General features: G+C 54.3%; 9 protein-coding genes. All 9 read left to right on the top strand.

All coding sequences use genetic code 11. The features are described from left to right. Window positions 1–9 precede the first annotated feature (9 nt). Entirely contained in the window at window positions 10–3501 is a 3492-nt protein-coding gene (locus IPM50_02595) for a hypothetical protein (GenBank protein QQS33490.1), read from the top strand. After that, window positions 3494–3799, top strand: a complete 306-nt coding sequence (locus IPM50_02590; GenBank protein ID QQS33489.1) for a hypothetical protein — start codon at window positions 3494–3496, stop codon at window positions 3797–3799. Before IPM50_02595 ends, IPM50_02590 begins: the two co-directional genes overlap by 8 nt. 1 nt (window position 3800) lies before the next feature. Continuing rightward, the gene (locus IPM50_02585; GenBank protein QQS33488.1) at window positions 3801–4853 is read left to right on the top strand and encodes a hypothetical protein; all 1053 of its coding nucleotides are present in this window, start codon (window positions 3801–3803) and stop codon (window positions 4851–4853) included. Between the two features lie 6 nt (window positions 4854–4859). Beyond that, window positions 4860–7058, top strand: coding sequence for a hypothetical protein (locus IPM50_02580; GenBank protein QQS33487.1), 2199 nt, complete (start codon window positions 4860–4862; stop codon window positions 7056–7058). A gap of 23 nt (window positions 7059–7081) precedes the next feature. Next, window positions 7082–8875 (top strand): hypothetical protein, encoded by a 1794-nt coding sequence (locus tag IPM50_02575; GenBank protein QQS33486.1) that lies wholly within the window; start codon window positions 7082–7084, stop codon window positions 8873–8875. A gap of 230 nt (window positions 8876–9105) precedes the next feature. Next, window positions 9106–9270: a hypothetical protein gene (locus IPM50_02570; GenBank protein ID QQS33485.1), complete on the top strand. Its 165-nt coding sequence runs from the start codon at window positions 9106–9108 to the stop codon at window positions 9268–9270. Window positions 9271–9276: 6 nt separating this feature from the next. Then, window positions 9277–10644, top strand: coding sequence for a sigma-54-dependent Fis family transcriptional regulator (locus IPM50_02565; protein ID QQS33484.1), 1368 nt, complete (start codon window positions 9277–9279; stop codon window positions 10642–10644). A 19-nt stretch (window positions 10645–10663) separates the two neighbouring features. Further along, entirely contained in the window at window positions 10664–11770 is a 1107-nt protein-coding gene (locus IPM50_02560) for a sensor histidine kinase (GenBank protein ID QQS33483.1), read from the top strand. A gap of 119 nt (window positions 11771–11889) precedes the next feature. Next, window positions 11890–14394 (top strand): TonB-dependent receptor, encoded by a 2505-nt coding sequence (locus IPM50_02555; GenBank protein ID QQS33482.1) that lies wholly within the window; start codon window positions 11890–11892, stop codon window positions 14392–14394. Window positions 14395–14409 lie beyond the last annotated feature (15 nt).

Below are 14409 nucleotides of genomic sequence, written 5' to 3'. Positions count from 1 at the left end.
ACACCAAAAATGTCTAATGCAGTTCAGCTAAAGATCAGGGTTGACGACGCAGATGTCGCAAAGGCCGAGGAGTCGCTAAAACGGCTCGAAAATGCGGCCGAGCGAACCGCTACGTCAACCGACCGCAGGAACAGCATCGGCGGGCGAAAGCCTGTAGAAAGCGAGGAGCAGAAACGGCGGCTCGCGGCATTTATGGCAAACGAAATGCCGGCATCAGCCAAGAAGGCCGAGGCTGCGATCGAGGGCGTGCAAGAGGCATCTGCCGGTGCGACGGGTGCGTTTCGTGCGATGCCTGCTGCCGGAGCTGCTGCGGCTGCCGCGATCGCGATCATAGCGGTCGCCGCCATCGGAGCTGTTGTCGCGATGATAAAGCTGGCTCAGGCCGGCTGGGATGCGGTAAAGGCATTTGCAGCACAGGCGATCGAGATGGGCAATCTGGCGGAGAGCACCGGGCTCGCCGTCCAGACCATTTCAGCATTGACCGCCGAGGCTGAGGCTCAGGGGCGGTCGTTCGACGTGATCGCGTCGGCGGCCAATAATTTCCGCGAAAACATCGGAAAGGCCGCTGCCGGTTCGTCCGAGGCCCGTGCACAGCTGAAACTGCTCGGCATCGACGGGCAGAAGGCGATGTATGACGTTGACGGTGCCTTCAAACAGGCACTCGCAACGATCGCAAAGGCTCCGACGCCGATCGAACAATCTCGACTGGCATTTGCGGCATTCGGATCTGAGGGTTACAAGCTGCTTCCATTTCTGAAGGATATGGGCGGCGATGTTGACGCCGTCATCCGCAAGGCCGAGGAGCTGGGCATAGTAATGTCCGGTCCGAACGTCGCAGCCGCTCGCGAATTCAACCGAGCATACGAGGACGCGAAAAAGGCCGTCACCGCGATCTCATACGAGTTTGGCCGCGTATTGATGCCGATCGTCCGGGATGTGCTGCGCGATTTCAATACATGGTTCAACGGCAATCGAGCGACGATCAAGTCGTGGGCCGATTCCACAGGTAGTTTTGTCAAAGGCGTTATTTCCGCTCTCGGCGACATACTGCGGTTCATCAACGAAAATCCGTTGCTGATCCGCGTGTTGACGGGCGTCGCGACGGCCGGTGTATCTGAGGTCGTGCGGCACAACGTTGGCAACTTTACATCGATCGGAGCCAACTTGCCGCCGAATGCGGCAACGCCGTACTCACCAGCTCAACAAATGCCCGACATGGCAGCTCTCGAAGCCGCACGGGCTGAGGCCGAACGACTGCGAAAAGAGCGTGAGGCTGCCGCAAAGGCAGAACTCGCGGCACAGATCGCACTCTATGAAAAGGCGGGCACTCAGCTCGCATCGGCATACGACAAGGCGTTTCAACAGATCACCGAGGGGTTTCGCGAACACTTGAATGTCGATCAGTATCAGCAGCAGTGGGCAGCGTTGCGGGGATGGTACGGCGAGGAGATCAACAAACTCGTTCCCGAATGGGAATCGCTCGTGCAGCGGCAGGTGATGAGCGAAATTCAGGGCCAACAGCAGCGGTTCCTTGCCAAGCAGGAGTTTGACGAGCGGGTCAAGCGGTTGACTGACCGAACCGAAGCTCACGAGACCGCATCGTCAAAGGCCGTAGCCGAAGCCCGCAAACGTCTCCAGGCCGACTACCTCAAGAACGAAGAAACAGCGATGCGTCGGCGTATCGAACTGGTCGAAGCCGGCCAGAAAACCGAGATCGGGCGGCGTGAAGAGGCATTTCGGCAGACCTCGATCGGCGAGCGTCAGCTGATCGATCTGATAAATAAATTCGAGATGGATGGACTCGAATTCCGAAAGCGACAGCTGTCGGAGTATCTGGCCAAAGTGCTCGGCGACAAAGAACGCGAGGCCGAAGTGCGTCACGAACTGGCGTTGCTTGAAGAAGCGATAGCTCAGCAAACGCTGACCAACAACGAGCGGATATTCGAATCGGAAAAGAGGAAACGCGAGGCTCTGAAAAAGCTGGAAGATCAATACAAAGATCTTAAAACCAGCCTCGAAGATCAGCTCGAAGCGGTCACCCGCGGCAATGTGCCGTTGACCGAGTACGAGAAAACTCTGCGTCAGATCCAGCGAAATTATACTGATCTTGATCCTGCTCAACAGCAAAATCTGCTCAACATCGCTCAGCAGATCGACGCGGTCACGGCGTTGAACAAACAGCACGCGGAGATGAAGGACTTTTTCAAGACAACGCTGAAATATGCGTTCGACGGCGATATCAAGGGACTGCTGCGAAGTTTTCAGGACCGTTTGAAAGAGCAGATGATCGACGGACTTTCCGACATGCTCGCGACAAAGCTGCTCGGTTTCGATCCAAACCAGACCAACAATCCGGTCGCAAAGCCGATCGTCAGCTCGATCAGCACGACTAACAGCATCTTGAACCGCATCCTCGTCCAGCTCGGCGGTTCGCCGATCGCGAGCGGTTTCAATCCGACGTCTGGCGGCGGGCTCGGAGCGATATTCAGCGGCGGTTCCGGTCCCGGCGGGACGCCGTTCTTTAATCCGACGGGCGGCGGGAATCGTCCGTCAGCAGGTTTGCCGACCGGCTCGATCGACGAGGATGGTTACTATGTCGTGAACGGCAACGAACAGCAGGGCGGTTTAGGCGGCATTCTCGGCAATTTCAAAAGTATGTTCGGGCCGCGAAAGAACATTCTGACCGGCAAAGATTCGAAAGCGGCCGGCATCATGGGCGGCATCGGTTCGATCGCGGCGATGGTTGGCGGTTTCGTGCCCGGACGTGCCGGAAAGATGCTGCAGTACGGCGGAATGGGTGCTCAATACGGAGCGATGTTCGGGCCGTGGGGAGCCGCGATCGGTGCGGGCATCGGAGCACTCTTTGGCCTGTTCAGCGGCCGCGATAATGCGATCAAGAAACTGAAAGAAGCGGCCGCCGCTGCATATTCGATCACGGTGAATGACCGCTCGGTGCTCACCGCAATGCGTGATATCGGCGAGGCATACTATGGCAAAGGCCAAGTGGGCAAAAACGCCATGGCGGTCGTCGGACTGCATGAGGTTCAGGAGCTGCTGCGGAATTATGCAGCGTCGAGCGGCCAGTCGTCGTCGCGGCTCGATCGTGATCGGGTCACCGACGAATTTTGGTCGGGAAATCAGTTCAAAGGACGTTTCGGCGGCTATCGCGAACTCGGCGGTTCGGTAATGGCCGGACGTGCCTACATCGTCGGCGAACGGCGGCCTGAGGTATTCGTGCCGAACGTGTCGGGAACGATATTGCCGAGCGTGCCGAACGTCACGGTCAATTCCGGCATCGATCCGTCGCTGATCGCTTCGCTGGCCGAATCGATCTACGAACTCAAGGATCAGGTCGCACAGCTCGGCGTGGTCGATGAGGGCGTTGTGGTCAAACGCGGAGCTCGTGCAGCCGCGAACGAGATCGTCTCAGCTGCGTCAGGCCGTTACAACGACAGCTTTTCGGCACGCGAAAGCACAGCGAGGGTTTTACAATATGACTAAACGCCAAGACATTGCAGCATTCATTTTAGCGATGACGATCGTGGTGATCCTGGGCACAGCGTTCGTGGTCGCGGTTTTCGGCCAGAATGGCCAGCGGCCGTTCCCGACGCCGTCGCCGGTCGAGCCGCCGTACGTTTTCGTCGAGACCTGTCCAACGAACACCGTCGCTCAGACCTATGCTCTGGGTACCGCCGCTCAGATCATCGTCAGCGAGGGTTGCACGGACATCTATTTTCGCAAATTGTACGGCGAGAACTGGCATGTTTACGGGACCAAAACGATCACGGTGAACAACTGAAATGGCAGAGGAATTCATAAACGGCTATCACGTTCTCGGCATCTGTAACGGTCGCGATCCGATCGAGGACATCAGGTTCGAAGAATACCAGAACTCGCTCGGTGCGGGTGCCTATGCCCGCGTGCTGGTCGGCCGGAATACCGGCGAAAAGACGTGGCGGCTCAGTTGGCCATTTCTGGCGGGTGCTTCGGCACAGGCGTCGGTGCACTATCGCGGTGCGGTATTGACGCCGGCCGATTATTTATGGGCGTTGTACTGCGACGAACGCAACGGAGCTTCGCCGTTCGTGATCCGCTCGCCTAGAAATGGTCAAAACTACTTTGCACGGTTCGCTCAGTCGAATCTCACGTTTCAGCGGCTGAAAACGCTGCTGTTCTCGACCGGCGTCGAGCTGCGGCAGTGCTACGTTGACGGTGTGACCGTTTATGATCCGGAAAAACTCAACGGCATCTACGGCCGCTACATCGCGAGCCAGGCGTTGCCGATCTCGTACACTTGGCCGTCTGCCATCGGCAGCAACGACCTCGCAATTCAGGGCGAGCCTGCACAGGTACCGAACGTTCAGAACGGCAAGACGGTGCTGAGGCTCAATGAGGATGCCTTGTTGGACATACCACCACCACCGGACTATGTAAATAGGCCATCGACAACGATCACCGTGAATGACATTCTGATCGTGATGAAGGTTCGTGAGGACCTATTTACAGGATATCAGGGCATACTGTCGGCATCGGTCGACCATGCTCATCTTGTCGGTGATCCCGGAACCGCCAAATTCGTTAATTTATCGCTTGGGAACGGCTTTGAATACCGCATCAATGGCGTCACGCGGCCGCAGAATGACCAGGCTGCACCAATGAATCGTTTCGGAGTGGTGCACATACATTTCGATACGGGCCTTCCTATCCAAAATTTACAGTTCGGGGTCCAGCAGGACATTATTGACCGAAAAGCCTTGGTGGATCTCGGTGAAATATGGATTTTCAACGGTGCAAACCCAATGAACGACCTGCTCGAACTGACTCAGCATCTGATCACCGACTGGGACCTGTAATTACGAATGACCGAGAGCGAAAAGATCGACCGTGTACTTGAGCTGCTGGTTTCCGGCAGCCTGTACATGTGTGAGTTCTATCGCGTCGAATGGAGCACCGAAAGCGGCGAGGCGGGTCCGATCGATCATTACGCTCACGCTGCATACAGCCGATTTTCGCCATTCGCGGACGTAAAACTCTATACCAACGGCGATCACGTTCTGCCGCGGGTGATCGGAGATCCGAACGACCCGTTTCAGGAGTTCGAACTGCAGAGCGATATTCGCACGAATGAGCTGCAATTCACCTTTGACGATATCGACGGTTTTATCAGCGAACGGTTCAAAACGTACAAAGGAGCTGCGAAGCTGACGATCTATAATTATTATCCGCAGGTCGATCTGTGCCGGACGGTTTGGTGGGGAACGCTGCATTCGCCTGAGGTCAATACGGTGCGAGTTGTGCGGGCCGCCGCGTCGCACGGCTGGCATCCGCGAACTCTGATCGTACCGAGCCCTGATCACGGTGCCTATTGTCCGGCCACATTTGGCCGCCTGCTGACGGATCCGTATGCTCACAGTTCCGGCCTTTGCCCTGTGAACGATCATCTCGACGGCGGTACGATAGGAGCAGGCGACGACGAGTTTTGTCCGAGAATGACTGTCGGCCAGTGTAACTCACGGTGCGGTACGACGAACGGCAGGTATTTCGGCGGTTGGGACATTCAACCGTTGCCCTATATGTCAGATCCGCGTGGCTTTATGGCCCGTGCGATCTCGAACCTGAGCCGGCTGCAGCAATCGCTCCGCGTGATCGCCGGCCGAAAGCACGTTTCATCCGTCATACTGCTCGCCCTGACCAAAGAGCCGAATCCGAACCATCCTGATCAGGGTTTTCTGCGAACCCTGTGGGAGGTCTGCATCGGGCCGGTCGCACAGATAACGAATGTCCGCGTAAACGGGCAGACACCGAATCCGAACCAATGGGCGGTCGCACTCGGCCAACGCGGCCAGTCGAGGCTCAATTTCCTCGGCCTGACAAATAATTTTTCAAAGACCGCTCATTTTTGGGCGTTGAACGGCCTCGGCAATCCCGCACAGTTCACGCACTCGAATGTACGCGGCGAGTGCGACGTCATCGGTTTCAACGAGGTCGGTATTTGGAGTAATGCGACGACCTATGTTCGAGCGTGGACGGACAACATCGTCTGGTGGCTGCTCGAATTCTATACGAATCAGCACTTCGGGGCGAAGCAGGACGTTGGTTTGTTCCGGATCCAGAAATTCATCGATGCGTCGTTGTGGTCGCAACACTACGTGACGTTGAATCACGAATTTGAGGATGGTGAAACGCTGAGCCTGACGCACCGGCGGGCATCATTCAATGCCATCGTCGAGGGGCAGCCTTTCGACGAGCTGATAGCCAACATCTGTCGTGCGGCACGCATACCGCCGCCATTTCAGGATGGCGATAAATACTCGGTCGAGCCGCTCAGGGAATGGACCGAAGACGAGCTGGAGGACGCCGTCGTATTTACCGATCACGGTGCCGGCCGGAACATCGTTTGGGATTCGGGAGAGCCGTCAGTGTCATTTTCGTCGATCCCGCCTGAAAAGCTCAGCAACAAGATCAAGGTCACGTTCGAGGACGGTGCAAAGGACGACGTGGCCAGGCCGTTCACGATCGAGGACACGCGGCATCAACTGATCGCAGGTCAGGCCAGAGGTGCAGCATCGCAGGTCGCAAATCCGCTGCAAATGCCCGCTTTCGGGATCAATAGCGAGAATCAGGCGATCAAATTCGGATTCGGCATTATGTGGTTTGGCGAGCTGGACAGCGGTGGTACGCGAAATAATAGCCGAGCGGTCTTTTTTACCACGCCTCAGCACGCGTTGCGGCTGACGCGCTATGCGACGCCGCTCAAATTCGACCTCGAGCTCGCCAATGGCCGCGAATCAGACACCGGCGAACCATTTGAATATTACCGTCCGATGAAGCTCGAGCGTGTCGGCGGCAACCGCGTGCGGATCACCGCTCAGGCATACAATGCCGCCGCGATGGCGGCGTTTGAAACGGACGCAGCAGAGCCGCCACCGCCTCCGCCGATACCGCCGCCGGTGCCACCGCCGATACCGCCGCCTGAACTGCCTGGTCCCATCATTCTGGTAGATGGCGTCGCGATCGCATCGGGCGGGCGGATAAAGGTGCCGCTCGGTATCGCCTAGACAGGATACATTATATATATAGTATGGCCGGTGGAAGAGTAAACGGATTTCAGGTAGCACGGTTCGCGGCGGACGGCAGCAGGATACTGCTCGCCAACACGACAGTGACTATAACCGACGTCACAACCGGTTTCGGCATTGGATCAGTCGAGACCGACGCCTTCGGTAACCTCGCCGATTTCTTTGTAGACGCGGATCCGGGCGACCTGCTCGAATTCTCTGTTCCCGGCTATCCCGAGGTGTTTCGGCGTCTCGCGGCCGCGACCCATGACGAGGCGGCCCGCATGCCCGAAAACCTAGATGCGACCTTTGTTGTAGAGTATCTACCCACCGAACGCGAAACCGATGTGATGGGCGAGGTTTGGCTCGAAAAGCTCGGCGATCCCGACGCCGTCGATCACCTGCTCGGCTATGGCCGACCGGGCACGACGCCGTCATTCATCATGCCGGACGTAGCTGACGGGCTGTTTCGTGTCTATGTGAACACGGTCACGCGTACCGGCCAGCGTACATTTACAAACTATCGCCAGGCACCGTCGCAGATGCTGACCGCCGATTCTGCGACCGGTATCCCGTCCGAGGTTGACCCGAACCTCGTATTTGCGGGCCCGGCTACGGGTGAGACAGCAGACGCACCGGAGTTTCGGCCGCTTGTCTACAAGGATCTTCCCAGGATAATCCGCTCGCTTTTTGACGTGACGGCAACAGAAGTGTCTGACGGCAATACCGACCAGATACTGCACAGTGTCGAAATACCGGCCAACCTGTTTGAAGAGGACGGCGACAAAGTGACCTTCAACTACGCACTTCGTCTGTTAAGTGATCAGGTGGACGTGCGAATTGAGTTCGGCGGTGAGGAGTTGTTCAACAGCGCAGACGTTGGGAGTCTGGACAAGCTGTACAGCATCATCGTTGACGGATGGGTTATACGAACCGGTGCAATGACAGCCCGCTCGTTCACGCGTTTGCACGTCCACGAGGACACCAAACAGAATTGGTATTGGTCGGACGAAAAGGAAGTCACCGCGGATTTCGTGAACACGATTGACCTCGACCTCGTGCTGGGGAATTCAGTCGTCGATTGTCTGGAGCTTCGATCGGGGTACGGGCTGTTCTTTCCAAAGGCCGAACCGATTGAAACGCCTCCGCCTCCTCCGTTCACTTGGACTCCGGCAGAACTGCCAGACATAGTTCATTGGTATCGCGTTCGTGAAATGACAGGTATAGGCGACAATGATCCTGTAACGTCGCTACCTGACCTGATAGGCTCAGCTCACATTCCCGCACCGTCAGGCAAAGAGCCGATTTATAAAGCAAATTCCGGCGATCCCTATGTTGAATTTGACGGTGTGGATGATTTATTGGCGGATGGCTCGATCTGGACATCAGTTACGCAACTGACAATGTGCATCGTATTCGAGGTAGTGTCAGATGTAGCCACGTTCGACCGATATATTTGCAGTTATAATTGGACGTTCAATAAATCGAATTCAGGGGCGGATGCTGTTATCTGGATTCCGCCAGGCGGACCTTATACCATAACTCGGAACATCCCTGCTCGACCGACAGGTGATATGGTAGCGTTTATGGAGCATTCAGGTTCGTCGGGACGTTTCCGGCTGAACGGCTCTGAGGCGACAGGAAGCGGCTCACTGACGGCATCGCATCAAGGTTTAGGCATCGCGGGCGATCCGTATGGCGGGAACGCTAGTAATATCCGACTCAAGGAAATCATATACTGTAATGCCGCGCTGTCGAGCGGTGACTTCACTCTGCTTTCGACGTATCTGAATTTGGAGTACGGCGTGACGCTTTAGGATGGTTGCAGGATGGTTCAAGCTCTAGGCCGTCCGTGGTCTCACTTAGCCGCCAATACACGTATGATATGATTAGGAACGGCATTCGGGCGGTTGACTGAGTCAACTTGAAATTCCTGGAGTTATAACATTTCACGACCGCGATTTATAACATTTGCCCGCACTGTATAAAGGATGGCAAACCAGTCGCCAACCAAGTCGTGCTCGCCGGACGCGAAGAAAAGGGCAAGATGACCGCTGCCCCCGACCTTCGCAGCGACAAGAACGGGATCATCAAACTTCGCCTCGAAGGCGCCGGCAAGTGGTATGTCAAGTTTATCAACATGGCCAAACTGGACGATCCGAACCTGAACTATGAATCAAAATGGACGACACTGACCTTTGAGATAAAATAGTACGTAATGAGTTCTCAGTTTGCCAAAATTTTGCTTGTTGATGACGACGACTCGCTACGCCGGGTTCTAGAATTTCAGCTGACTGAGGCCGGGCATTCGGTGGTGAGTGAGAGTGACGGCAGGGAAGCGGTAAGATCATATTCGGCAGAAGAGTTTGACTGCGTGATCACCGATTGGCGAATGCCGAAAATGAACGGAGCCCAGGTCGTTCAACAGATTACCGCGATAAATAGTGACCTCCCGATAATTGTCATAACTGCATTCGGAGACGTTGACACTGCGGTCGAAGCGATGCGCGGTGGGGCTTTTGATTTTATTACCAAGCCTTTTAACCGTCAGGAGATTCTGCTGACGATTGAGAAAGCCCTTAAATTCGGCAAGGCTTTAGCGGAGAATCGTCGGCTGAGACGGCAAGTTCATGAAGAGTTTCGCATTGAGAACGTTATCGGAGCATCTGAAAAAATGCTTCAGGTTTTTGATCTCGTTGATAGAGTGTCAAAGACAAACGTCACGGTTCTAATAGAAGGCGAGTCGGGAACCGGAAAGGAATTGATCGCGAAAGGAATACACTTTTCCGGCACACGAAAAAACAATCCTTTTGTTGCGATCAACTGTGCAGCCATACCGGAAACACTGATCGAAGCCGAACTATTCGGGTATAAGAAAGGGGCTTTCACCGGTGCGGCTCAAGAGTCGAAGGGAAAATTTGAGGAAGCTGACGGCGGCACCTTATTCCTTGATGAGATAAGCGCAATGTCCCTACAGTCGCAAACAAGGCTTTTGCGAGTTTTACAGGAGCAAGAAGTGACACGTCTGGGCGAGAACAGCCCTCGTAAGATAGACGTTAGAATAATCGCGGCAACCAACGAAAACCTGCCCGAACTAATAAAAGAAAACGTCTTCCGAGAGGATCTCTACTACCGACTCGCGGTTGTCCCGATCACGATTCCACCACTGCGTGAACGCCGTGAGGATCTACCTGTCCTGACCCAACATTTTGTCACCCGATCCGCATCCAAACATGGTGTGCGACCGCCAAAGGTCGAACGTGAAGTCTTCAAGGCGTTTTTTGATTACCCTTGGATGGGCAACGTTCGCGAATTGGAAAATCTGGTAGAAAGAATGGTGGTCCTGTCCGATGGCGAGCTGCTGACCCTTAGCGATGTGCCTGAAAATATCAAAAATCCTCAGTCTGTTCACGGGGAACTCTGGTTTTCGTTACCCCCTGATCCAATAAATCTTGATGACCTCGAACGAGAGATCATACGAACGGCACTCTCGATGCACGATGGCAATCAATCGCAAACCTCAAAATATCTAGGGATTACGCGCAGTGCCCTCTTGTATAGAATGCAAAAATACGGGTTGGAATAGGTATAGAAGTTTTCAATTAATGGACACTAAGTCGTTCAACATCATATCTTCTCGAAACCGGTTATACGTTTGGATCGCGATCGCCGCTACGATCATCCTTGTAACAATCCTGCATTTTTTGACACCGACGGATCAGATCGTCTGGCACGAGATTTATCAGCGGCTTTATTACATACCGATAATCGCGGCGGCGTTAATCTTCGGCCTACGAGGCGGGCTGGCCGCATCAATTTTCACGACCGTAATTTATTCACCGCATGTCTATATTCACTGGCAACACGGCCATTTCGATTATTCGATAAATCAGTATGCGGAGATTGTTATTTTCAACCTTGTGGGAGGCATTATGGGAGCACTCGGCGACCGCCTTCGAAAGGCTCGTGAACGGGCGGAACGGAATGCGGAAGAACGTCGCAGGGCTTTTGATGAACTCCAAAATACTTTTCAGCAATTGCTGCAAGCCGAAAAACTGTCATCGCTCGGAGAACTTTCTGCTGGAATAGTTCACGAGGTCCGGAATCCGCTTGCATCCATCAAAGGAGCGGTCGAGATATTGGAGGATGAGTCGACAGGAATAGGTCCGCGGCACGAGTTCGCCACTCTCGCAAAAAACGAGATCGACAGACTGGATCGGCTCGTTGGCGAATTCCTTCGATTTGCGCGTCCGACCGAACCGACCAAAGTCCCGAGCGACCCGAACACCATCGTCGAATCTGTTATTGCTTTGATCGCGAATCAAGCCGCGTACCAGTCTGTGGCGGTCGTAAAAGATTTGCAGCAAGACGGAAAACGAATTTTGGTCGATCCGGAACAGATAAAGCAAGTTATTCTAAATTTGGCGATAAATGGTCTGCAGGCACTCGAACAAACAAGCGGCGACAAAAAAACGCTCACTTTCCGAACGTTTGAGGACGCCGGAAGTAGTGCTATTGCCGTTGCCGATTCCGGCCATGGATTTGACTCACAAATTCTTCCAAAGATTTTTGATCCCTTTTTCACGACGAAAGACAAGGGCATCGGGTTGGGCCTTTCGATTGCGCACGAAATCGCCAGCCAGCATGGCGGAACATTGACCGCAACGTCAAGTGGGGTCGCCACAACCTTCACATTGTCGATTCCAAAGTAAATAGGTTTAACCCTTTGACATTCTTCATTACAGTTTCTAGACTTACTTTATTGAAATTGACTTTCAATTGCAGTAAGATGTAAGTGTTCTTGTAGCGAATGTTCGGGAGAAGTGACTGTATGCAGCTATATTTAAGTATTAGTTTTCGCGGATTTACCACATCGAGGTCTTTCGCTGCGGTGGTCTGTTTATGCCTGATATCGATGGCAGCAATCGCTCAGAGTCAGCGAACTGGCGTGCAGATCTTGGTCAAAGACCCTATTGATCGAGCCGTTCCGGGGGCGACTGTTCTCGTCAAAAGCGTAGAAACCGGAGCCGAGATGAAGGCAACGACCGATGACGCCGGAAAGGTTAGGTTTAGAGAACTGTCAAGTGGCCGATACCGAATATCCGTCGGGGCGAAAGGATTTTCCACTGGCGTTCGTGAACTAACAGTGGGCGGAACCGTGACGAATGATGTCGAGATCGAACTGTCGGCCGGTGGTATTTCAGAAAATGTAACGGTTACGGCGACCAGGACGCAGATTTCCACCGACGAGACGCCGGTGCCGGTCAGCATCGTCGGGCGTGAGGAAATCGAACGCAAGGCGGTAAACACAATCGGCGACGTGTTTCGCACCTTGCCCGGGACGTCGACCGTCAACGAGGGCGCGTTTCAGGTCCGGCCGCGGATCCGAGGCCTCGACAGCAACCGCGTTTTGATCTTGGTGGATGGAGAACGGCTTAATAATTCGAGAACTTCGACGGGGCAGTCCGGTGTAGAGATCGGTTTGGTTGAAACGTCGCAAATCGAAACCATCGAGGTCGTTCGCGGCAGCGGTTCGGTCCTCTACGGTACTGACGCTCTCGCCGGAACGATCAATATCATTACCCGCGACACGCCGCCGCGGCACGAGGACGGTTTTAGATTCGGGGCGAAGCTTGATACGTTCTACACGTCGAATGAAAACGGGCGTCGCGGCAGTATTGCGGTCAATGGCTCGAACAAGTTTTTTGCTTTCCGCGTCGCGCAGTCACTTGATCGTTTTGACAATTATTCAACGGGCAAGGCTAATGGCGTTGTCCCCGCAAACTTTCTCAACGGCGGGATCGCGCCGGATGGTGAGGTTTTGAATTCGCAATCGCACTCCGGCAACACTCAGGCGACGACGAGATTCTTTTTCAACGACACGAACACTCTGCGGCTAAACTATGAACGCCGCCGGGCTGCAAACATAGGTTCACCGACGCTTGTCGGGGTTTTCAATGCTTTTTTCCCATTCTCAAATCGCGACAAATTTAGCGGCCGTTTCGATAAGGCAAATCTGACCCGGCAACTTTCCAGAATATCTATAAACGCGTTTTACCAGACTCAGTATAGAAACTTTACGAACATACTGACGGTCCCGCCAGCACCGCCATTTTTTCCGGGCCAGTATCAATTCAGCGAGACCGTCACAGACACCAAAACCTCCGGGTTTGACGTGCAGACCGATTGGATTTTGGGCAGCCGCAACAATCTTACCGCCGGACTGAGTTTTTTCCGTGACTCAAACAGCGATCGTCGGTTTATCGAACGCCGTGCCCAGCCCTTCACCCCGGTGTTGTCGCAAGACCGTTCGCGCAGCGTGCCGGACGCGAGCCTGACGAATTTTGCAGGGTTTGCTCAGAACGAATTTCGCCTGTCCAGCCGACTCAAACTGATAAGCGGTTTCAGGATCGACTCTTTTAGAACAAATGCGGAGCCTACAACCGGCTTTACGATCCCGGCCTCTTTTACGGCAGATCAAATAGAAGATTTAGGATTGCAGGGATTGACCAGCGGACTTCAGGTCAAAACGACTTCGGTAACGGGAGATTTAGGCGCCCTCTTTCGCGCGACTGAAAACGTAATCTTATCGGCGCGATTAGGGCGTTCTTTCCGCACCCCGAATATTTTCGAGCGCTTTTTCACGGATTTTGGTTCGGTCGGCGGATTTGTCGTCGGCAATCCGAATCTCGAACCCGAGAGCGGAATAAACTTCGACACGAGCGCGAAGTTTCGTACATCGCGTTTCGCAGCCGGCGTCACTTATTTCAACAATTACTACCAGAATTTTCTGGCAACAGCTATCGCCCTTGATCGAAACGGTCTGCCGATAACGATCCCTCGGGGCACCTTGCCGCCGATCCCCGTTTCGCAAACGCAAAATGTCGCGGAGGCAAGGATTCAGGGCTTCGAGGCCGAGATCGAGATTCCAATTCGAATCAGATTGGGCTATCTGACCCCGAACGGCAATTTTAGCTATCTCCGAGGCGACAACCTGACCCGCTCTTTGCCGCTTGATTTTATCAGCCCATATCGAACGAATGCCGGCGTTCGCTGGCAGAATCTGGCAAAGAACTATTTCGCGGACTACTCAATGCGCATCGTCGGTAAACAGGATCGTTTATCCCCTTCATTCCTTATGTCGAACGGCGGAGCCGAACCAGGATTTGTCACGCATAACATCGGCGGCGGCTACTATTTTCGGCGTGAACGATTTAATTTCAACGTCAACATCGGCGTGTCCAACCTGTTCAACCGGCTCTACAATGAACAATTTGTGTTCGCTCCCGCACGCGGGCGCTCGTTTACGATCGGGACGAGCTGGGAGATCAAATAAGGTAGCGGAGTAATG

This window comes from Acidobacteriota bacterium (assembly GCA_016700075.1).
Taxonomy (GTDB): domain Bacteria; phylum Acidobacteriota; class Blastocatellia; order Pyrinomonadales; family Pyrinomonadaceae; genus OLB17.
The sequence above is the reverse complement of the archived record's forward strand: the minus strand, read 5'-3'. Positions and strand labels throughout refer to the sequence as shown.

Coding starts and splice junctions, on each gene's coding strand:
- IPM50_02595 (QQS33490.1), top strand. CDS start 10: ATGTCTAATGCAGTTCAGCTAAAGATCAGGGTTGACGACGCAGATGTC.
- IPM50_02590 (QQS33489.1), top strand. CDS start 3,494: ATGACTAAACGCCAAGACATTGCAGCATTCATTTTAGCGATGACGATC.
- IPM50_02585 (QQS33488.1), top strand. CDS start 3,801: ATGGCAGAGGAATTCATAAACGGCTATCACGTTCTCGGCATCTGTAAC.
- IPM50_02580 (QQS33487.1), top strand. CDS start 4,860: ATGACCGAGAGCGAAAAGATCGACCGTGTACTTGAGCTGCTGGTTTCC.
- IPM50_02575 (QQS33486.1), top strand. CDS start 7,082: ATGGCCGGTGGAAGAGTAAACGGATTTCAGGTAGCACGGTTCGCGGCG.
- IPM50_02570 (QQS33485.1), top strand. CDS start 9,106: ATGACCGCTGCCCCCGACCTTCGCAGCGACAAGAACGGGATCATCAAA.
- IPM50_02565 (QQS33484.1), top strand. CDS start 9,277: ATGAGTTCTCAGTTTGCCAAAATTTTGCTTGTTGATGACGACGACTCG.
- IPM50_02560 (QQS33483.1), top strand. CDS start 10,664: ATGGACACTAAGTCGTTCAACATCATATCTTCTCGAAACCGGTTATAC.
- IPM50_02555 (QQS33482.1), top strand. CDS start 11,890: ATGCAGCTATATTTAAGTATTAGTTTTCGCGGATTTACCACATCGAGG.